At 70.3% G+C, this 18,971-nt stretch carries 17 protein-coding genes and 1 pseudogene; 14 read left to right on the forward strand and 4 right to left on the reverse strand.

The features are described 5' to 3' along the window. Positions 1-7: 7 nt before the first annotated feature. From OXS27_RS10545 to OXS27_RS10560, 4 genes are all read left to right on the forward strand, one after another. Positions 8-1,216, forward strand: a complete 1,209-nt coding sequence (locus OXS27_RS10545) for an FIST N-terminal domain-containing protein (protein ID WP_267356076.1) — start codon at positions 8-10, stop codon at positions 1,214-1,216. Next, complete coding sequence (locus tag OXS27_RS10550) at positions 1,213-2,559, forward strand: hybrid sensor histidine kinase/response regulator (RefSeq protein ID WP_267356078.1); 1,347 nt, start codon at positions 1,213-1,215, stop codon at positions 2,557-2,559. The genes OXS27_RS10545 and OXS27_RS10550 overlap by 4 nt, the downstream gene beginning before the upstream one ends. Positions 2,560-2,729: 170 nt before the next feature. After that, positions 2,730-4,133 (forward strand): MFS transporter, encoded by a 1,404-nt coding sequence (locus OXS27_RS10555; RefSeq protein ID WP_243924308.1) that lies wholly within the window; start codon positions 2,730-2,732, stop codon positions 4,131-4,133. A gap of 67 nt (positions 4,134-4,200) precedes the next feature. Next, positions 4,201-4,998, forward strand: coding sequence for an SDR family oxidoreductase (locus OXS27_RS10560; protein WP_243924307.1), 798 nt, complete (start codon positions 4,201-4,203; stop codon positions 4,996-4,998). A gap of 221 nt (positions 4,999-5,219) precedes the next feature. Here OXS27_RS10560 and OXS27_RS10565 read toward each other — a convergent pair whose 3' ends face one another. Next, positions 5,220-5,597, reverse strand: coding sequence for an SWIB/MDM2 domain-containing protein (locus OXS27_RS10565; protein ID WP_243924306.1), 378 nt, complete (start codon positions 5,595-5,597; stop codon positions 5,220-5,222). A 253-nt stretch (positions 5,598-5,850) separates the two neighbouring features. Between OXS27_RS10565 and OXS27_RS10570 the strand changes: the two genes are divergently transcribed. The 3 genes and pseudogenes from OXS27_RS10570 to OXS27_RS10580 form a co-directional block, all read left to right on the forward strand. Then, the gene (locus OXS27_RS10570) at positions 5,851-5,973 is read left to right on the forward strand and encodes a hypothetical protein (RefSeq protein WP_267356084.1); all 123 of its coding nucleotides are present in this window, start codon (positions 5,851-5,853) and stop codon (positions 5,971-5,973) included. Positions 5,974-6,021: 48 nt separating this feature from the next. Continuing rightward, entirely contained in the window at positions 6,022-6,519 is a 498-nt protein-coding gene (locus OXS27_RS10575; protein ID WP_267356086.1) for a DUF2721 domain-containing protein, read from the forward strand. 96 nt (positions 6,520-6,615) lie between these two features. Next, a pseudogene (locus OXS27_RS10580) lies at positions 6,616-6,975 on the forward strand (PRC-barrel domain-containing protein); the annotation flags it as partial. 49 nt (positions 6,976-7,024) lie between these two features. Here OXS27_RS10580 and OXS27_RS10585 read toward each other — a convergent pair. Further along, positions 7,025-7,432 (reverse strand): hypothetical protein, encoded by a 408-nt coding sequence (locus tag OXS27_RS10585; protein WP_243924303.1) that lies wholly within the window; start codon positions 7,430-7,432, stop codon positions 7,025-7,027. A 299-nt stretch (positions 7,433-7,731) separates the two neighbouring features. On the opposite strand from OXS27_RS10585, the gene OXS27_RS10590 reads away from it, so the two are divergent. From OXS27_RS10590 to OXS27_RS10620, 7 genes are all read left to right on the forward strand, one after another. Next, positions 7,732-8,424: a PRC-barrel domain-containing protein gene (locus OXS27_RS10590; RefSeq protein WP_243924337.1), complete on the forward strand. Its 693-nt coding sequence runs from the start codon at positions 7,732-7,734 to the stop codon at positions 8,422-8,424. Beyond that, on the forward strand, positions 8,421-9,803 hold the full coding sequence (locus OXS27_RS10595) for an MFS transporter (protein WP_267356088.1): 1,383 nt from the start codon (positions 8,421-8,423) through the stop codon (positions 9,801-9,803). The genes OXS27_RS10590 and OXS27_RS10595 overlap by 4 nt, the downstream gene beginning before the upstream one ends. Before the next feature lie 203 nt (positions 9,804-10,006). Next, on the forward strand, positions 10,007-11,776 hold the full coding sequence (locus tag OXS27_RS10600) for an ABC transporter ATP-binding protein (RefSeq protein WP_243924300.1): 1,770 nt from the start codon (positions 10,007-10,009) through the stop codon (positions 11,774-11,776). Positions 11,777-12,006: 230 nt separating this feature from the next. After that, the gene (locus OXS27_RS10605) at positions 12,007-12,936 is read left to right on the forward strand and encodes a glutaminase (protein ID WP_243924298.1); all 930 of its coding nucleotides are present in this window, start codon (positions 12,007-12,009) and stop codon (positions 12,934-12,936) included. Positions 12,937-13,014: 78 nt separating this feature from the next. Continuing rightward, complete coding sequence (locus OXS27_RS10610) at positions 13,015-14,424, forward strand: MFS transporter (protein ID WP_267356091.1); 1,410 nt, start codon at positions 13,015-13,017, stop codon at positions 14,422-14,424. Between the two features lie 86 nt (positions 14,425-14,510). Beyond that, complete coding sequence (locus tag OXS27_RS10615; RefSeq protein WP_267356093.1) at positions 14,511-15,065, forward strand: Uma2 family endonuclease; 555 nt, start codon at positions 14,511-14,513, stop codon at positions 15,063-15,065. Positions 15,066-15,116: 51 nt separating this feature from the next. Next, the gene (locus OXS27_RS10620) at positions 15,117-16,130 is read left to right on the forward strand and encodes an adenosine kinase (protein ID WP_243924281.1); all 1,014 of its coding nucleotides are present in this window, start codon (positions 15,117-15,119) and stop codon (positions 16,128-16,130) included. A 6-nt stretch (positions 16,131-16,136) separates the two neighbouring features. On the opposite strand, the gene OXS27_RS10625 is transcribed toward OXS27_RS10620, so the two are convergent. Together OXS27_RS10625 and OXS27_RS10630 are read right to left on the reverse strand one after the other, a co-directional pair. Beyond that, positions 16,137-17,819, reverse strand: a complete 1,683-nt coding sequence (locus OXS27_RS10625) for a methyl-accepting chemotaxis protein (RefSeq protein WP_267356096.1) — start codon at positions 17,817-17,819, stop codon at positions 16,137-16,139. Between the two features lie 149 nt (positions 17,820-17,968). Continuing rightward, on the reverse strand, positions 17,969-18,940 hold the full coding sequence (locus OXS27_RS10630) for an NADPH:quinone oxidoreductase family protein (protein WP_267356098.1): 972 nt from the start codon (positions 18,938-18,940) through the stop codon (positions 17,969-17,971). Between the last annotated feature and the right edge of the window lie 31 nt (positions 18,941-18,971).

Genomic DNA, 18,971 nt, shown 5'->3' on the forward strand with positions numbered 1-18,971 from the left:
GTGAAACGTGGCTCAGGGATCAGGCGCGCGCCGCCATCTGTGCGGCATCTGGACGGCCTGGACGGAGGCGGCCTCGGCCGCCGACGCGGTCGCCGACGTGGCCCTGGCGATCGGTGAAGCCCGCCTGTCGCAGATCGTGGCGTTCTTCTCGGCCGATTTCGATGCCGAGTCCCTGGCGCGCGAACTGGAGATGCAGTTCCCCGGCGTGCCGGTCTCCGGCTGCTCGATGTCCGGCGGCATCGCCCCGGCCGGCGGCCTCGACCGCGGGCTCGTGGTCATCGCATTCCCGGCGGAGCGCTTCCGCATCGTCTCGACGGTCCTCGACGCCATCGACCATCTCGACGTGGAGCGGACCGCCTCGGCGGTGCGGGCCCTGCGCCGGACCCTCGACCCGCTCGATCCCTGCCGCGAGGGCGACCCGGCGGCGTCCGGGCGGCGCTTCGCCCTGTCGCTGATCGACGGGCTGACCAACGCCGAGGAGACCGTGGTCTCGGCCATCGCCTGGGCGCTCGACGGCATCCCGATCGTTGGCGGCTCGGCCGGCGATGACCTGCGCTTTCGCGATGCGGTGCTGCTCCATGGCGGCCGGATTCACCGCAAGGCGGCGGTCCTGGTGCTGGTCGAGACCGAGTTTGCCGTCGAGATCTTCAAGAGCGACAATTTCGAGCCGACCCAGACCAAGTTCGTGGTCACCGCCTCGGACGGCGAGCGGCGCGAAGTCCAGGAACTGAACGCCGAGCCGGCGGCCCGCGAATACGCCATGGCGATCGGCCTCGATCCGGAGGGCCTGTCGCCGATGAGCTTCGCCGCCTACCCGCTCGCCGTGAAGGTCGGCGGCGAGTATTTCTGCCGCTCGATCCGGCGCATGAACGAGGATGGCTCGCTCAGCTTCTTCTGCGCGGTCGACGAGGGCGTGGTGCTGACGCTCGCCGAGCCGCGCGACATCGTCGCCTCAACCCAGGCCGAGCTGGCCCGCCTCGACGCGCAGCTCGGCGGCGTCGATCTGATCATCGGCTTCGAATGCGTGCTGCGCCGCCTTGATGCCGAGAGCCGGCAGGTCCGCCACGGCATCACCGATCTTTATCGCCGCTACAACGTCGTCGGCTTCGAGACCTTCGGCGAGCAATACCGGGCAATGCACCTGAACCAGACCTTCACGGGCATCGCCATCGGCGAGACCCTGGCTGTGCCAGATCGGAGTCCGGCCGCGTCGTGACCGTGCATCCGAACGGGCTCGAAACCGACGCCTCGCTGCGAAGGCGGATCGAGAAGCTCGAACGCATCAACGCCGCGCTGATGGCTCATGTCGAGCGCTCCATGGACCAGCGGGGCAGCGCCTATTCGCTGTTCCAGACCGCGATCATGCTGGAGGGGCGGGTCCGCACCCGCACCGAGGAGCTGACCGGGCTGATGCACCGCCTGGAGCGCTCCAACGAGGCGCTGGCTGCCGCCAAGGAGGAGGCCGAGACCGCCAACCGCTCCAAGACCCGCTTCCTGGCCGCCGCGAGCCACGACCTGCTTCAGCCCGTGAACGCCGCCCGCCTGTCGATCTCCGCGATGGCCGACATCGCCGTGCCGCTGGAAGCCCGCGCCATCGCCAGCCAGGTCGAGCGGGGGTTGCAGACCATCGAGGACCTGATCAAGACGCTCTTGGACATCTCCAAGCTCGATGCCGGCATCGTCCGGCCGCAGCTGCAGCCGGTTTTCCTGCCCGATCTGCTGGCCGAACTCGCCGAGAGCTTCAAGCCGTTTGCCGAGCGCAAGGGCCTCCGGCTCGCATTGCGCTGCCCGGACCTGACGGTCATCAGCGATGGGGTGTTGCTCCAGCGCATCCTGCAGAACCTCGTCTCGAACGCCGTCCGCTACACCGACGCGGGCGGCATCGTGCTGGCCGCCCGACGGCGTGCCGGCGCGGTCCGGGTCGAGGTCACCGATACCGGCTGCGGCATCGCCGCGGAGGAATGCGGCCTCGTGTTCGACGAGTTCTTCCGCGGCGGGGCTCGGTCGAGCGGCGGCGAGGAGCCGGGCTTGGGCCTCGGCCTGTCGATCGTCCGCCGCATGGCCCAGGCGCTGGAACATCCCCTGACCCTCGCCTCCCGGCCCGGCCACGGCACGCGGGTGAGCCTGACCCTGCCGCTCAGCGCGGTCCCGGCCACCATCGCGCCGCCCGCGCCGGTGGCGACCCGGCTCTCGGGGGCTCATGTCCTGATCGTGGAGAACGACGCCGCCACGGCCGACGCCCTCGCGCGCCTCCTGCAGAACTGGGACGCGCGGGTCTCGACCTTTCGCGATCTCGCCGGCGTCCGCGCCGCCGTGGCGGCGGGGGCCGCGCTGCCGGATATCCTGGTCCTCGACTACCATCTGGACGACGGCGCCTGCGGCCTCGACGTCGCCGCCTACCTGCGCGGGCGCCGCCTCGATCCGCTCCCCGCGATCGTAACCACCGCCGACCATTCGGCGGAGGTGGAGGCGCGGGTGGCGGCAGCCGGCGCCGAGCTGGTGCGCAAGCCCATCAAGCCGGCGCAGCTGCGGGCGCTGCTGACCTACATGCTGGCTTGATCGGCATTGCAAACAAACCCGTCCGCGCCGTGACATAGGACACACCACGCCCCTCGACGGGCCGCCCCGCCCGCGCGACAGGGTGCGGCGTCCCCGGCGCGTGTCGCGCCAGGATTGTCCCAGCCATCGACGTCGCGGATTGTCCCGACGCCGCAGGAGCGCGCGCGATCATGGCGCAGGTCCCGCCCGGTCCAGGCGCCGCCAAGAGCGGCAGCCCTCAGGACGGCCTGCCGCCCCGCGAGCGGGTCCTCGCCATGGCAGCGGTCGGGCTCGCCATGACCATGGCGGTCCTCGACGGCGCCATCGTCAACGTGGCGCTGCCGATCATGGCCAAGGATCTCGCGGTCAAGCCCGCCGACGCGATCTTCATCGTCAACGCCTACCAGATCGCGGTGACCGCGAGCCTCCTGCCGTTTGCCGCGCTCGGTGACATCTTCGGCTTCCGCCGGGTCTACCTGCCGGGGCTCGCGGTGTTCGTGGCCGCCTCGCTGGCCTGCGCGGTCGCGCCGAGCCTGCCCCTGCTGATCGCGGCCCGCATCGTCCAGGGGCTCGGCGCGGCGGCGATCATGAGCGTCAACATCGGCTTCGTCCGCTTCATCTACCCGCATCGGATGATCGGCCAGGGGGTCGCCAACGTGGCGCTGGTCGTGGCGGTGGCCTCGGCGGCCGGGCCGACCGTGGCGGCCGCGATCCTGTCGGTGGCGACATGGCCCTGGCTGTTCCTCGTCAACATCCCGGTGGGCCTCCTGGCGCTTACGGTGGCCACCCGCACCTTGCCGGTGACGCCGGCGAGCGGCCGGCCCTTCGACGGCGTGAGCGCCGTGCTGAACGCCCTGACCTTCGGCCTGCTGATCATCGGCATCGACGGGCTGGGCGATCCCGGGGGCCAGGGCATCGCCGCCGCGGAACTGGTGGGCGCGCTGGTGATCGGGACGATCTTCGTGCGGCGCCAGATCCGCCTGCCCGCACCGCTGCTGCCGGTGGACCTCCTGCGGATCCCCGCCTTCGCGTTGTCGATGGCGACCTCGATCGCCTCGTTCTGCGCCCAGATGGTGTCCTACGTGGCGCTGCCCTTCTACTTCCAGGACGTGCTGCACCTCTCCAGCACGCAGACCGGCTTCCTGCTCACCCCCTGGCCGATCGCGGTCGCCGCGATGGCGCCGATCTCGGGACGCCTCGCCGACCGTTATCCGCCCGGCATCCTCGGCGGGATCGGGCTGGCCATGCTGGCGACCGGCCTCGTCTGCATGACGCTCCTGCCCGAAGCGCCCGCGACCTTCGACATCGTCTGGCGCCTGACCCTGTGCGGCTTGGGCTTCGGCCTGTTCCAGTCGCCCAACAACAAGGTCATCGTCACCTCCGCGCCGCGCGACCGGGCCGGGGGTGCCAGCGGGATGCAATCGACGGCGCGGCTCACCGGCCAGTCGCTGGGCGCGGCCCTCGTGGCGGTGATCTTCGGCCTGACCCACGGGCTTGGGTCTGAGCGGGCCGTCACGCTGTCGCTGTCCTGCGCGGCGGCGCTTGCGGTGATCGGCGGCTGTGCGAGCGTCCTGCGGCGGAGTCAGGCCGGTTAGCCGATCCCGACATGTGACCCGCGCCGCGCTCGAGCGTTGACGCTGCATCGCACCACAGGAGACCACCATGGATCTCGATCTCACCGGCCGGAAGGCCCTGGTCACCGGCTCGACCGCCGGCATCGGCTACGCCATCGCCAAGGAACTCTGCGATCTCGGCGCCGAGGTCGGCATCAACGGCCGCACCCCCGAGCGGGTCGAGGCGACGTTGGCCAAGCTCCGGGGCGAGGCGAAATCCGGCCGCGCCTTCGCGGCGCCGGGCGATGTCGCCACCGCGGAGGGCGTCTCCGCTCTGGTTAGCGCGCTCCCTGCGATCGACATCCTGGTCAACAACACCGGGATCTTCGAGCCGAAGCCGTTCTTCGAGATTCCGGATGCCGACTGGCAGCGCTTCTTCGACGTCAACGTCATGAGCGGCGTGCGCCTGTCTCGGGCTTATACGCCCGGCATGGCCGAGCGCGGCTGGGGCCGGGTGATCTTCATCTCCAGCGAATCCGGTGTGAACACCCCGACCGAGATGGTCCACTATGGGATGACCAAGACCGCGCAGTTGGCGATCTCCCGGGGCCTCGCTCAGACGGTCGCGGGCAGCGGCGTGACGGTCAACAGCGTCCTGCCGGGACCTACGCTCTCGGAGGGCGTGGCGGACTTCATGACCCAGATGGCCGGTGGCAAGGCCGATGCCGATCTCGACGCCATGGGCCGCGCCTTCGTCGCAGAGCACCGTCCCTCCTCACTGATCCAGCGCCTCGCGCGGGTGGAGGAGGTGGCGAATCTCGTCGCCTATCTGTGCAGCCCCGCGGCGAGCGCCACCACGGGTGCCGCGTTGCGCGTCGACGGCGGCGTCCTGCAAGGCATCGCCTAGACGGCCGCGCTGAGGAACGCTCAGCCGTCGCAAGCGCCAAACGGCCCGATCCGGCCCGGGGCAGCGCGCCTCGACACCGATCGGTCGTTCGATGTCTGGATCGCGCACAAGCGTCGTCGCCACCCGACGGCCAGCGGGCGCCTGAGTAGCGCGTCGTCGTCCCGCGATGCTCCTAGAGCCGATAGTCCGGACTTTGGGCCGGGCTTGGCTCTAGGGAGCGATCAGGCCTTGAGATGCGCAGCGAGGTGCTTGTTCATCTCGAACATCGAGCACTTGTCCTTGCCGAAGACTTTCTTCAGCTTGTCGTCGGCCAAGATCTCGCGCTTGTTCTCGGGATTCTGCAGGTTGTGCTTCTTGATGTATTCCCACACCTTGCTGACAACCTCGCCACGCGGCAGCGGGTTGGTGCCGACGATCGCGCCGAGATCGGCGGAGGGCTTCAGCGGCTGCTGCAGGGCGTTCGGCTTGGCGCCGGCGGCGGCCTTGGTCGCGGTGGGCTTGGCAGCCTTCGCCGGAGCGGCCTTGGCAGGAGCCTCCTTGTCAGCAGTCTTGGTGGTCTTGGCCGCCTTCGGCGCAGCCTTCTCGGTCTTAGTGGCCATTAACTTCCTCCGGTTCTCGGGCCGCAGGCCGGGGCATAATCACCCCACGGCCGAGACAGCATAGCAGCAACTAAGCGGTACCGCTGCCGTTCCAAGGGGAATCCAAGGGGAAATCGCCTTCACGCGCCCCTCATCCACAAGGCACGCACGGAAATCCACACCCAACGGCCCCGATCCGGCCGGCACGAAGATGTTTCACCGATCCGGCCCACGCGAAACCTGTTCTTAACGATCTTGCCGCTGAAGTGCTTGCATGTTCGCTCCGGCCCTCACTCTCGCACTGCTGCTCGCCGCCGGGCTCGTCACGGCGCTCGGGATCGGCATCCGCGCCGAGCCGGCGACCTCCGGCACGGAACCGGGCCGCGGCCTGGTCTGAGCCGCCGGGATTGCCCTGGCGGGCCAGCCGGCCCATCTGCCCGGCGGCATGACCGACCCGCTCATCCCCACGACCCTGGCCACCACCCTGGAAAGCACGGCTCACGTCGTCCAGGTCGCGCTGAGCCCGGTCTTCCTTCTGTCCGGCATCGCGACGTTGCTGAACGTCTTCGGCGCGCGGCTCGCCCGCGTGGCGGATCAGGCGGATCATATCTCCGGGCAGCTCGCCGAGGCAGCGGATGCGGAGCGCATTCGTCTGGGCCGGCGGCTCGACCGGCTGCATCGGCGCTCGCTCGCCCTCGACGCCGCCGTGTTCCTGGCCGCCCTCGGCGGCGTCGCGACCTGCGGCTCGGTGCTGACGCTGTTCGTTGGAGCGCTCCGCGACGCGACGGTGGCGACACTGCTGTTCGGGCTATTCGGCGCGGCGATCCTGTGCACGCTGTGCGCCCTCGTCGCCTTCGGCTTCGAAATGCTGCTGGCCAGCCGCGCGGTCCGGGACCGGGTCAACGAGCGGCGGGCCCAGGCCGGCATGGCGGCGGATCCCTGAGCAGGCCGGGCGCGTGGAACCGGTCTCCCGCGTCCCGCTTGGTTCGCAGGACCCACGGAATGCGGATCGTCCCGCATTCCCCGACAGGGAGTGATCATGCCGACAGACCTGCCCACCGAACGCGCCGTGAGAAAGCCCGGAACCCTCGAACTCGACCCCGCCGGCGAGGGCCTCGCGATCGACGAGAGCCCCCGGCTGATCGGCTCGCACAAGGTCGAGGGGGCCAACGTCTACGACCGGACCGGCCGCCATCTCGGCGCGATCCACACCATCATGGTGGACAAGGTTTCCGGACAGGTCGCCTACGTGGTGCTGGCCTTCGGCGGGTTCCTGGGCCTCGGCGAGACCCATCACCCCCTGCCCTGGAACGCGCTCAGCTACAGCACCGATCTCGGCGGCTACGTGGTCGACATCGAGCCGGGCGTCCTCGCGGGCGCACCGTCACAGGGGGTTGGCTAAGACGGCGGGACGACCGGGGCCGTCCGCCGCGGGCGGGTCCGGTCGCTCAGAACTTCCCGCCGAGACCGACGCTGCCGCCCGGCGCCATCGTCGGGCCCACGGAGCCGCTGCCGGTGCCGGACCCGACCGCGCCGTTGCCGCCATCGAGATCCTCGCGCCGGATGCGCCGGTCGCCCGCATCCGCGGAGCGCGTCGCGCTGCCGGCGGTCTTGGGGATTGCGATCTGCCGCGTCGGCGCGGTCTGGAGCGGCTGCCCGTCGGCATCCACCGCGGCGTTGCGGGCCTGCCGGTTCGGCAACGCGTCGCGCATGGAGGGCGGAAGCCCGACATCGGAGGCCGGCATCACGCCCCCTCCGCCTCCGAGCGCCTGGCAGCCGGCCATGAGGGCGGCAAGCGCCGCGCCGAGCGCGAGGCCGCGCAGGGCGGAGCACCGCGACGGGGAGAGGGTCGGCATCGTGTGGTCCTCAAAAAAAGGGCCGCGGTGATGTCCGCGGCTCGCGTGACTTATCGGCGGTTGTCTACTCTCAGGATGCGGCGAAAACCAGACGCCCGCGCCATAGGCCGCGGCGCGAACCTTGCGGCGCGGCCACCGGGGTCCATAACTTCGCCCAGGTCCTGCGGCACGACGACCGTCCGCAGGCGTAGACCTGTCGGCGGCCGGCCCGGACCCGGCCGACATGGCTGTGGTCGCGCCGGCGTGCCGGCTCGGCCTGGCCCTTCCTCAGAGGACGTAGCGTGTTCAGAACCAACCGGATGATCGCGGTCGTGACGTTCGCCCTCTGGGCGTCGGGAGCCGCGGCGCAGGTCCAGGCGAGCGGAAGCGACGGCGCGTCCGGCCAAGCCGCGCCGCAGCCCCCCGCGGCGAATCCGGCTCCTCCGGCGGCCCCGGGCGCGACCGCCCCGGCGCCGCCGCCGGCCGTGACGGCCGCGCCGCCGACGGCGCAACCGCAGCAGGGCACGCCCGCCACGGTGCTCGACACCCAGGACTACGAAAGCCTGCTCGGGCGCAGCGTGCGCAGCGCCCAGGGCGACGAGTTGGGACGGGTCATCGACATCATCATCGACAAGGACGGGCACCCGCGGGCCGCGATCATCGATTTCGGCGGCTTCCTGGGGGTCGGCACCCGCAAGATCGCCGTCGACTGGCGCGCCCTGCGCTTCTCGTCGGACGGCGGCAAGGAGCGCAAGCTGTCGGTGGCGCTGACCCGCAACCAGGTCCGCGTGTCGCCCGAGTACAAGTCGGGCGAGCCGATCGTGGTGCTGGGCCCCGCGAGCCCCGCGGCTCCGTCGGCCGAGGGCGATCAGGCGGCTGCGCCCGCCGCTGCCCCCGCCCCGACATCCACCCCTGCGGCCAGCCCGGCGCCTTCGGCTGCATCTCCGGCTCCCCCCGCCGGTACGGGCCAGACCCCGCCCACCGCCGCACCCGACAAGGCGCCGGATAAATGACGGTGGCCCGATTGAAGGTCCGCACCGCCGTTACCCCCCGCGAGCGCGACGTGCCCCGGCAGGATCTCCGCGCGCGGGCCGTGCGCCTGAAGGATCAGGGGATGGAGATGCCGCGCGAGCCGGCTCCGGCAGCCAGCGCCTCCGTCGGCGAACGCCGGATCTCGCCGGCGAGCCGCTACGGCCTCGACGCTTTCGCGTTCTTCGTCGCCAACCTGCAGACCGGCTTCGGGCCGTTCCTGGCCGTCTACTTCTCGCAGGCCAAGTGGACCCAGTCCGACATCGGTTTCGCGCTCACGGTCGGCAGCCTCGTCGCCCTGTTGGGTCAGGTGCCGGGCGGGGCCTTCGTCGACGTGGTCCGCTCGAAGCGTTTCGCCGCCTCGGTGGCGGTGATCGGCATCGCGGGCAGTGCCTTCGCGCTGGCGATCTGGCCGAGCTTTCTGGTCGTCCTGCTGGCGATGGCGGCGCATTCGGCGGCGAGCTGCGTGCTGACGCCGGCCATCGCGGCGATCAGCATCGGCCTCGTCGGGCGCGCGCAAGCCGGCGAGCGCCTCGGCCGAAACGCCAGCTTCGCGGCGCTGGGCAATGCGCTCGGCGCCGCCGGGATGGGCGCCATCGGCTACTACCTGTCGAACGGCGCGGTGTTCTACCTGACGGCAGCGCTCGGCATTCCGACGGTGATCGCGCTCACGCGCATCCGCGCCCGGGACATCGATCCCGGCGTGTTCAAGGAGCCGTCGCGCCTGCAGGCGCCGCAGACGGCCGGGCAGGACGGGATCCGCAGCCTCCTGACCAACCGCGGGCTCCTGTGCTTCTCGGCCTGCATGGTGCTGTTCTTCCTCGCCAACGCCGCGATGCTGCCGCTGGTCGGCAGCGTCCTGACCCTGCGGGCGAGCGAGACCGCGACCGCGCTGGTGGCGGCCTGCATCATGGTCCCGCAGGCGGTCTTGGCGGTGAGCGCCCCCGCGGTCGGGCGCGCGGCCGAGCGGTTCGGCCGCTACCCGGTCCTGCTGTTCGGATTCGGCGCGCTGCCGGTGCGCGGCCTAATGCTCGCCTACACCACCAACCCCTACGGCCTCGTCGCCATCCAGGTGCTCGACGGGATCTCGGCCTCCGTGCTGGGCGTGATGGTGCCGCTCATCGTCTCGGACCTCACCCGCGGGTCCGGACGCTTCAACCTCGCGCTCGGCGCGGTCGGCACCGCGATGGGTATCGGCGCCGCCCTCTCGACCTCGCTGGCCGGGGTGATGGCCGACCGCCTCGGCAGCCACAGCGCCTTCCTGGGGCTCGCCTGCGTGGGCTTCGCAGCCTTCCTGCTGGTGGCGCTGATCATGCCCGAGACCCGCCAATCCGACACCCAGGCCGCCGAGCGCACGGCCTGAGAAACTCCGGCATCGGATTCGCTTGCGTGTTTCCACACCGCTCAAGCGGTGTTCAGATTTGACGGATAAAAGCGCACGGGAGGTGCGGACTGGTGCAACATATGGCAACGCTCTCGCGTTGCCGCTGCGGGTTAGACTGCGCCCGCGCTGCACTCCGCCTTGCCCGTTAGCCAGAGCCGCGCGAATACGGAATGGTCACCGCGATGGAAGAGCTGCACCGATACGCCGAGAGGCCGTTCGCCTTCGTCGGACGGTATCTCCGCCGCCGCTGGCTGCCGCACTTGGTCATCCTGATCTCCGTGCTCGGCGCGGTCGGCTTCTCGGTGTCCACCGATTACGCCCTCAAGGGCGTGGTCGACGCGCTGACCAAGGGACCCGGCCAGGGCAACACCGCGGTCTGGAGCGCGCTCACGGTCCTGATCGCCTTCATCGCCGCCGACAACATGCTCTGGCGCGTCGCCGCGCTGACCGGCGCCTTCACCTTCGTGGGCGTGACCGGCGATATCCGGCGCGACCTGTTCCGGCACATGACCGGCCATTCGCCGACCTTCTTCTCGGACCGTCAGCCCGGCACCCTGGCATCCCGCATCACGGCGACCTCGAACGCGATCTTCACGGTCGAGAACATGTTCGTGTTCAACGTGATGCCGCCGACGGTCGCGGCCTTCGGGTCGATCGCCTACATCGCCACCGTGAGCACCACGATGGCGGCGATCCTGGCCGGCGTCTTCGCCGCCGTCGTCCTGCTGATGTTCAAGATGGCCGCGGCCGGCAAGCCGCTGCACCATGACTTCGCCGCCAAGGCCGCCTCCGTCGATGGCGAGATGGTCGATCTCGTCGGCAACATGTCGCTCGTGCGCGCCTTCTCGGCGTTCAAGCGCGAGGGCCAGCGCTTCGAGGGCACCATCGGCACCGAGATGCGGGCCCGCCGCTCGTCGCTGCTCTACCTCGAGAAGCTGCGCATCGTGCACGCGGTGCTGACCGTGCTCGCGGTCTTCGGCCTGCTCTACTGGGCGATCCAGATGTGGGAGGCCAAGGAGGCGACCAACGGCCAGGTCGTGCTGGTCTGCACGCTGGGCATCCGCATCCTCGCCGCCACCCGCGACTTGGCGGTCGCGCTGGTCGATGCCACGCAGCACACCGCCCGCCTGTCGGAGGCGTTGCACACGCTGCTTCAGCCGCACGACCTCGTGGATCACCCGGAGGCGCAACCGCTCAGCGGCCAGGGCGCGAAGATCGAGTTCGACCACGTCGCGTTCAATTACCCGGATGGGCGCCCCGTCTTCACGGATTTCGATCTGACGATCGAGCCCGGCCAGCGGGTCGGTCTCGTGGGCCGGTCGGGTGGCGGCAAGTCGACCCTGTTCTCGCTGCTCCAGCGCTTCTACGACGTGCAGAACGGCGCGATCCGGATCAACGGCCAGGATGTCCAGCGGGTGACGCAGGAATCCCTGCGCGAGGCGATCACGGTGGTGCCGCAGGACGTCTCGATGTTCCACCGCAGCTTGCGCGAGAACATCCGCTACGGCCGGCCGGACGCCACCGACGAGGATGTCTGGCAGGCGGCCGAGGCGGCCCATTGCACCGATTTCATCAAGTCCCTGCCGGAGGGGTTCGACACGATCGTGGGTGACCGGGGCGTGAAGCTCTCGGGTGGCCAGCGCCAGCGCATCGCCATCGCGCGGGCGATCCTCAAGAACTCGCCGATCCTGCTCCTCGACGAGGCGACGTCGGCGCTGGACGCCGAGTCCGAGCAGGCGATCCGGCACGCGCTCGCGAACCTGATGAAGGGCCGGACCGTGATCGCCATCGCCCACCGTCTCTCGACGCTGCAGGATTTCGACCGCATCGTGGTGCTGGATGGCGGACGCATCGCCCAGGACGGGTCGCCCGACAAGCTGACCCATCTCGACGGCTTCTTCCGCGAGCTGATGAAGAAGGAATCGATGGCGATGGCGCTCGCCGCCGCGTGAGCGTCACGGAGCGGATTGACCGGATCGATGACCGACGCACCGTCCCTCCCCCCCTTTGCGGGGAGGGAGACACGCCTGGGCGCGCGTCGTGACCCTTCGTGCATGAGCGTGCTACCTCTCACGACGCGGTTCGCAGTCTCCTGCCTCGCTGGTAGAGCGTTGCGGACCGGACCTTGCATCGACGTCGTAGACCGGCCCGCGGCCGAAACGTCCCGCCCCCGAGCCTGACCTTGCCCGACCTCGCCCTCGTCATCCGGGAGATCTCCGAGGAGATGGCCCAGCGCTCCGACCGGGGCGCGGTCGCCGACTACATCCCCGAACTGGCCCATGTCGATCCGAACCAGTTCGGCATCGTGGTGATCGACGCGGAGGGGCAGGTCTTCGCCGGGGGCGACAGCGAGACGCCGTTCTCGATCCAAAGCGTCTCGAAGGTCTTCACCCTGACCCTGGCGCTCGGCATGGTCGGCGACCGGCTGTGGAAGCGGGTCGGCCGCGAGCCGTCCGGCAACCCGTTCAACTCCATCGTGCAGCTGGAGCGGGAACGGGGTGTGCCGCGCAACCCGTTCATCAATGCCGGCGCCATCGCGGTGACCGACGTGATCCTGTCCGGCCACGCGCCCCGCGAGGCTTTGGGCGAGATCCTGCGCTTCATGCAGTTCCTGGCCCAGGATTCCAGCATCACCATCGACGAGGCGGTGGCGGCCTCGGAGAAGCGCACGGGCTTCCGCAACACGGCGCTCGCCAACTACATGAAATCCTTCGGCGTCATCGACAATCCGGTGGACTACACGCTCGGCGTCTACTTCCACCACTGCGCCATCGCGATGACCTGCCGGCAGCTCGCCACGGCCGGGCGGTTCCTGGCCCATAACGGCCGCACCCCCTCGACCGGCTACTCGGTGGTCTCGGCCGAGCGGGCGCGCCGCATCAACGCGATCATGCTGACCTGCGGCCATTACGACGGCTCGGGCGAGTTCGCCTACCGGGTCGGCCTGCCGGGCAAGAGCGGCGTCGGCGGCGGTATCCTGGCGGTGGCGCCGGGCAAGGCCTCGATCGCGGTCTGGGCGCCGGGCCTCGACGCCGCCGGCAATTCGCATCTCGGAAGGGTCGCGCTCGAACGCCTGACGCAGCGCATGGGCTGGTCGGTGTTCGGGGCGTGACGGCTTGCTTGCGCGGCGCCGGGTTCCGCGGCACTGCGCCGGAGCACCGATCCGGCGCCTGAGGGACAACGCGGCACCATGGCGACGATCACGGCGGACCGGAGCCCGGCCGACCCCCTCGACCCCGGCGCCATCCTGGCCCGCCTGGACCGCCTGCCTGCCACGCGCGCGATGTGGCGTCTGGTCGTGCTGCTGGGGCTGGGCTTCTTCTTCGAACTCTACGACCTTCTGTTCACCGGTTACGTCGCCCCGGGCCTCGTGAAAGCCGGAATCCTGACCCCGACGACGCCCGGCCTGTTCGGGGCGAGCGGCGTCGCGGGCTTCGTGGCGGCCCTGTTCACCGGCCTGTTCATCGGCACCCTGCTGTGCGGCTGGCTCGCCGACCGGTTCGGGCGCCGGGCGATCTTCACGTGGTCGCTGCTGGCCTACACGGCGGCGAACGTCGTGATGGCATGCCAGACCGACGCCTTCGGCCTCAATCTCTGGCGGCTGATCGCCGGCATCGGCCTCGGGCTGGAGATGGTGACGATCGGCAGCTACCTGTCGGAGCTGGTGCCGAAGGCGATCCGCGGCCGGGCCTTCGCCCTGTGCCAGGGCATCGGCTTCACCGCCGTGCCGGTGGTCGCGTTCCTGTCCTACCTGCTGATCCCGACCGCGCCGCTGGGCATCGACGGCTGGCGCTGGGTCGTGCTGATCGGGGCCTCGGCGGCCCTGGTGGTCTGGTGGCTGCGCGCGGGCCTGCCGGAAAGCCCGCGCTGGCTCGTGGAGCGCGGGCGGCTCGCGGAGGCCGACGCAATCCTGCAGCGGCTCGAAGCGCAGGCGGCGGCCGAGACCGGGCGCCCGCTGCCGCCTCCCGCCACGCCGGAGCCGATCCAGCCGCGCAGCGCCTTCCGCGACCTCTGGGTGCCGCCCTACCGCCGCCGGGCGCTGATGATGGCCGGCTTCAACGTGTTCCAGACGGTGGGCTTCTACGGCTTCGCCAACTGGGTGCCGACGCTGCTGGTTGCGCAGGGCATCACGGTGACGTCGAGCCTCGCCTACACGGCGCTGATTGCGCTCGCCGCCCCGGTCGGGCCGCTGATCGGGCTTCTCATCGCCGACCGGTTCGAACGCAAGCACGTCATCGTGGCCGCAGCCCTCGTCTACATCGCCTGCGGGCTTACCTTCGCGCGGACGACGGAGGTCACCGCCATCGTGGCGCTCGGGATCGGCCTGACGCTCGCCTCCAACGTCATGTCGTACAGCTTCCACGCCTATCAGGCCGAGCTGTTCCCGACCGGCATCCGCGCCCGGGCGGTGGGCTTCGTGTATTCGTGGAGCCGGTTCTCGGCGATTTTTACCGGCTTCGTCATCGCCTTCGTGCTGCGCGAGACCGGAACGCCGGGGGTGTTCCTGTTCATCTCGGCGGCGATGCTGGTCGCGGGCCTGCTGGTCGGCCTTCTCGGCCCCCGGACGCGGGACGTGGCGCTGGAGAAGATCGCGGGCTGACTATCGCTGACTTGGACGCGTCGTCGGCTTAACCCGGATGCGAATCGTGTTAGCCTGATGCGATGGTCGTACAGCCGAAATCCCGGATGACGGTCGATGAGTTCCTGCTCTGGGCCAACGGCCAGCCGGAACGCTACGAGCTGCTCAATGGCGAGGCCTTCGCGATGTCGCCCGAGCAGGCGCGGCACAGCGTCGTGAAATACGCGACCCACGCAGTCCTCAATCGGGCGATCGAGACGGCTGGGTTCTCCTGCCACATGATACCGGACAGGATGACGGTCCGCATCGATGTGCGGACGACGTTCGCGCCTGCCGCTCTGGTGTATTGCGGGCCTCTGATCGACCCGAATGCGGTGAAGGTGGCGAACCCGGTCATCGTGGTGGAGGTGCTTTCGCCGAGCGGAGCCTCAATCGACTCGCAACTCAAGCTGCCTTGTTATTTCAGTCTCGCGACCTTGGCGCATTACCTGATCATCGACCCAATGTCGCGCTTGGTCATCCACCATCGACGCTGCGCCGAAGAGCTGATCGAGACCCGCATCGCGACCGAGGGCACCCTTGACCTGACCCCGCCCGGCCTGACCCTTCCCGTCGCCGAGCTGTTCGCCGATCTCCCGCCCCCAGCAGATCCCGCGGCTTGATCCGATCCGGGGCGGATGCCACAGCGGCACAAACCCCTATCAGGACGCCCGATGACAGCCTCCCTCGATCTCCTCGTACTCGGCAACGCGATCGTCGACGTGATCGCCCGCGCGGATGAGTCCTTCCTTACCGCGCAGGGCGTCACCAAGGGCGCCATGCAGCTCATCGACGAGCCCCGCGCCGAGTCGCTGTTCCAGGCCATGGGCCAGACCACGATCGTCTCGGGCGGCTCGGGGGCGAACACCGCCGTGGGTGCGGCGCTGCTGGGCGCCAAGACCGGCTTCGTCGGCAAGGTCCGGGACGACGAGCTGGGCGGCCTGTTCGGTCACGACCTCAAGGCCACCGGCGTCGGCTTCACGGTTCCGCCGGCGACCGAAGGGGCGGCGACCGCCCGTTGCCTGATCCTGGTGACGCCGGACGGCGAGCGCACCATGAGCACCTATCTCGGCGCCTGCCAGGGGCTCTCGCCCGAGGATGTCGACGACGCGCTGGTGAAGTCCGCCCGGGTCGTCTACCTCGAAGGCTACCTGTGGGATCCGCCGGCCGCCAAGGATGCGTTCCGCAAGGCCGCCCAGATCGCCCATCAGGCCGGCAACGCCGTGGCGCTGACCCTGTCGGATGCCTTCTGCGTCGGCCGCTACCGGGACGAGTTCCTGGGCCTGATCCGCGATGGCAGCATCGACATCCTGTTCGCCAACATGGGCGAGCTCCAGAGCCTCTACCAGACCGACGATGCCGAGGCCGCCGTGGCGGCACTCCGCGACGAGCGCAACGCCCGCGGCCGTCACCTGCTCGGCCTCGTCACGCGCTCGGCCGAGGGCGCCCTGGTGATCCAGGGCGGCGAGGTCCGCGCCGTCGAGGCGAGCCCGGTCCACGCGGTTGTGGACACGACCGGAGCGGGCGACCTGTTCGCCGCCGGCTTCCTCGCCGGGCATGCGCGCGGCCTCGACAACGTCGCCAGCGCCCGGCTCGGCACGCTGGCGGCCGCCGAGGTGATCCAGCATATCGGCGCCCGCCCGCAGACCGATCTGGTCGGCCTCGCCAAGGCGCGCGGGCTGCTCTGAGCCCGCTCAGGCCGCCCGCACGCTTGCCAGGAAGCGTGTCACCTCGCGGCCGAGATGCTCGGAATGCTGCGTCAGCTCCGAGGCGGCGGTGAGGACCTGATCCGCCGCCGTCCCGGTCTCGTTCGCGGCCTGCGCGACACCCGTGATGGTGCCGGTCACCTCGCCGGTCCCCTGCGCCGCCTGGGAGACGTTGCGGACGATCTCCTGGGTGGCCGCCCCCTGCTGCTCCACGGCGGCCGCGATCAGGGTCGTGACGGCGCGGATCTCCTGGATGCGTCCGCCGATCCGGCCGATGGCGGCGACGGCATCGCCGGTCGATCCCTGGATCCGGGCGATATGCCCGCTGATCTCGTCGGTCGCCTTGGCGGTCTGACCCGCCAGCTCCTTCACCTCCGCGGCCACGACGGCGAAGCCGCGCCCCGCCTCGCCGGCCCGGGCGGCCTCGATCGTGGCGTTGAGCGCCAGAAGGTTCGTCTGCTCGGCGATGGTGGTGATCATCGTCACCACGTGGCCGATCTGCGAGGCTGCCCCGCTCAGATCGTGCACGAGATCGGCGGTGGCGTCGGCCTCCTCGACGGCCGCCTGGGTCAGGGCCGAGGAATTCGACACCTGACGGCCGATCTCCTGGACCGAGGAGCCAAGTTCCTCGGCCGCGGCGGCGGCGGTGTTGACGTTGGTGGCGGCCGTCTCGGCCGCGCTCGCCACGCGCCTGGAGCGGTCGGCCGTTCCGGAGGCCGTCTTGCTCATGACCGAGGCCGTGCCCTGAAGGGCGGAGGCCGCCGCCGAGACCGTGCCGATGATGCCGCCGACGGCGTTCTCGAAGGCCTCGGCGATCTGATGCACGCCCGCCCGGCGCTGCGCCTCGGCGCTGGCGCGGGCCTGGGCGGTCTCCGCCTTGAGGCTCCGGGCCCGGATCAGGCCGTCCTTGAAGACCTGAACGGAGGCCGCCATGGTGCCGATCTCGTCGCCCCGCCCGGCCCCGGACACCGTCGCGGTGAGATCGTCCGCGGCGAGGCGGCCCATCACGCCCGCCAGGGACCGGATCGGCCGCGCGACCAGATGCCAGACCACGAACAGACCGGCGCCGGTGACGAGAAGGCCGGCCAGCAGCAGACCGATCGAGACGGTCCAGGCCGTCCGATAGGCCACGTCGGCCCGTTGCGCGGACAGCGTCGTGCCCTCGGCGTTGACGCGCGCGAGCTCCCCGAGCGCCCCGAAGGTCTCCACCAGCGGCGGGCGGGCCGGGGCAATGGCATCGCGGGCGGCATCGCGGTCCCCGCGCTTCAGCGCGGCCATGATGACGGCGCGGGCCGAGAGATAACCCTGCCACCGCGTCTCGAACGCGTCCCAGAGCGCCGCCTCGCGGGGGGAGCCGACCAGGGTCCGGTACCGCCGGAACGCGTCCGGGATCGTCGCGTCCATCTCGACGAATTCCTGGTCGAGATCCCGGTTCTCGCCCGCATCGGAAGCCACGACCTTGCGTATCGTCGTCGTGTGATAGCGAAGAACGCCGAATTGAAGCCCGTTCAGCTCGGCATCTTTCCGCATCCATGTGTCTCGGATTTCCGCGGCTGAAGACGCGACCGATGCGATCTGAGACAAGTTCTCGTAGGTCGTTGCAATCAGCAACAAAAACCCGAGCAGCGATGGCAAAGCCAATTTGAAAGTTACGCCACGAAGCCAATTCATCGTTCTCTCTCCAGCGCATCGGCGCGAGAGTTCTGGCATGAGACGGTGACGGCGCGGATTAAATTGTACGTCTGCTTCAATGCGACCGGCGCAGAGCTGTCCCCCGATTTTGCCGAGGGTCCGGCCTCTGAGCCGCGTCGCTCGGCCGCTCAGGGCCGGAGCAGAACCTTGCCCACCGCCGCCCGGCGGGTCAGCAGGCCGAACGCCTCCGCGAACTCCGCCAGGGGGTAGGTCCCGTGCACCTGTGCGGTGAGCTTGCCCTCGGCGACCCAGTCGAGCAGCCGGCGCTGGTCGGCCCGGTGCGCCTCCGGCTCATGCTCGAGGAAGGCGCCCCAGTGGACGCCCTGCACGTCGAGTTCCTTCAGGAGCATCAGGTTCAGCGGCAGACGCGGAATGGCACCGGCGGCGAAGCCAATCACGAGGTAGCGCCCGCGCCAGGCGAGCGCCCGCAGGGCCGGCTCCGCGTAGGCATCGCCGACCGCATCGTAGACCACATCGACCCCGCCCCCGGAGATCCGGCGCAGCTCGTCCTTGAGGGTGGCGGGATCGTAGACCAGACCCGCCTCGGCCCCGTGGGCGCGGGCGACCGCGAGCTTCTCCTCCGAGGAGGCGCAGGCGATCACCCGGGCGCCCATCAGCCGGCCGAGTTCCACGGCGGCGAGGCCGACGCCCCCGGAGGCGCCGAGCACGGCCAGCCATTCGCCGGGCTGGAGCCGCCCCCGGTTGGCGAGCGCATGGAGCGACGTGCCGTACGTGATGGTGAGCCCGGCCGCCTGCTCGTCCGGCACCGCATCGGGCACCGGGGTGAGCCGACGCGCATCGATGGCGATCGTCTCGGCGCAGCAGCCGTGCCCGGCATGGACGATCACCCGGTCGCCCACGGCGACACCGGAAGCGCCCTCCCCCAGCGCCTCGACCACGCCGATCCCCTCGCCCCCCGGCGAGAACGGCAGCGGCGGCTTCACCTGATAGCGCCCGGCCGTGATCAGCGTGTCGAAGAAGTTCAGCGCCGCCAGCCGGATCCGCACCAGGGCCTGTCCCGGCCCCGGGACCGGATCGGGCCGCTCGGCGATCTCAAGATGGTCCGGCCCGTCGAGCCGCGTGCACAGCAGCGCCTTCATGGCGTCTCGTCCTCCCTGGCGTATCCCGCCG

It is taken from the genome of Methylobacterium sp. GC_Met_3 (assembly GCF_026540775.1).
GTDB lineage: Bacteria > Pseudomonadota > Alphaproteobacteria > Rhizobiales > Beijerinckiaceae > Methylobacterium.

Coding starts and splice junctions, on each gene's coding strand:
- OXS27_RS10555 (WP_243924308.1), top strand. CDS start 2,730: ATGGCGCAGGTCCCGCCCGGTCCAGGCGCCGCCAAGAGCGGCAGCCCT.
- OXS27_RS10560 (WP_243924307.1), top strand. CDS start 4,201: ATGGATCTCGATCTCACCGGCCGGAAGGCCCTGGTCACCGGCTCGACC.
- OXS27_RS10565 (WP_243924306.1), bottom strand. CDS start 5,597: ATGGCCACTAAGACCGAGAAGGCTGCGCCGAAGGCGGCCAAGACCACC.
- OXS27_RS10570 (WP_267356084.1), top strand. CDS start 5,851: ATGTTCGCTCCGGCCCTCACTCTCGCACTGCTGCTCGCCGCCGGGCTC.
- OXS27_RS10575 (WP_267356086.1), top strand. CDS start 6,022: ATGACCGACCCGCTCATCCCCACGACCCTGGCCACCACCCTGGAAAGC.
- OXS27_RS10585 (WP_243924303.1), bottom strand. CDS start 7,432: ATGCCGACCCTCTCCCCGTCGCGGTGCTCCGCCCTGCGCGGCCTCGCG.
- OXS27_RS10590 (WP_243924337.1), top strand. CDS start 7,732: ATGATCGCGGTCGTGACGTTCGCCCTCTGGGCGTCGGGAGCCGCGGCG.
- OXS27_RS10595 (WP_267356088.1), top strand. CDS start 8,421: ATGACGGTGGCCCGATTGAAGGTCCGCACCGCCGTTACCCCCCGCGAG.
- OXS27_RS10600 (WP_243924300.1), top strand. CDS start 10,007: ATGGAAGAGCTGCACCGATACGCCGAGAGGCCGTTCGCCTTCGTCGGA.
- OXS27_RS10610 (WP_267356091.1), top strand. CDS start 13,015: ATGGCGACGATCACGGCGGACCGGAGCCCGGCCGACCCCCTCGACCCC.
- OXS27_RS10615 (WP_267356093.1), top strand. CDS start 14,511: ATGACGGTCGATGAGTTCCTGCTCTGGGCCAACGGCCAGCCGGAACGC.
- OXS27_RS10620 (WP_243924281.1), top strand. CDS start 15,117: ATGACAGCCTCCCTCGATCTCCTCGTACTCGGCAACGCGATCGTCGAC.
- OXS27_RS10625 (WP_267356096.1), bottom strand. CDS start 17,819: ATGAATTGGCTTCGTGGCGTAACTTTCAAATTGGCTTTGCCATCGCTG.
- OXS27_RS10630 (WP_267356098.1), bottom strand. CDS start 18,940: ATGAAGGCGCTGCTGTGCACGCGGCTCGACGGGCCGGACCATCTTGAG.